We start from the raw sequence: 396 nt of genomic DNA on the forward strand, positions 1-396 counted from the left end.
ACCTGTAAGTCCCCGGCCATTGGGCAGACATTCAGCCTGGTTTACCAGGTCTATATCATCTCGACGGGCCGCAGAGTGACCGGGGAAGGTAAAATAGACGATAACCTAAAATTGTCGCTTTTTCAGGTAGATGGCCAAGGCGGTCTACGCAACGGCACCGCTGGCGCCAACTATAATCTTTTCATTACCGGCCTGACCCGTATCAGAACAATGGCCTGCGTCCCCACGGTATCTATTTCGCCAAGCGAAATTAACTTTGGCGATATTCCTGCCGGTAACGCCCGACCGGGCTACTATGAAAAAACACGCCCCTTTACCGTCACCTATGGTCTGGTCAAGCAGGGTAAAGGCAGTGATTGCGGGACCGAACCTATGCTTGCTACGTTTAGCACCACC

General features: G+C 52.5%; 1 protein-coding gene. It reads left to right on the forward strand.

Going from position 1 to position 396, the window contains the following annotated elements:
• Positions 1 to 75: 75 nt before the first annotated feature.
• A partial coding sequence (locus I6F20_RS37695; protein WP_225131622.1) for a hypothetical protein occupies positions 76 to 396 on the forward strand: 321 nt, incomplete at its 3' end.

The organism is Bradyrhizobium sp. IC3123 (assembly GCF_020193625.1).
Taxonomy (GTDB): domain Bacteria; phylum Pseudomonadota; class Alphaproteobacteria; order Rhizobiales; family Xanthobacteraceae; genus Bradyrhizobium; species Bradyrhizobium yuanmingense.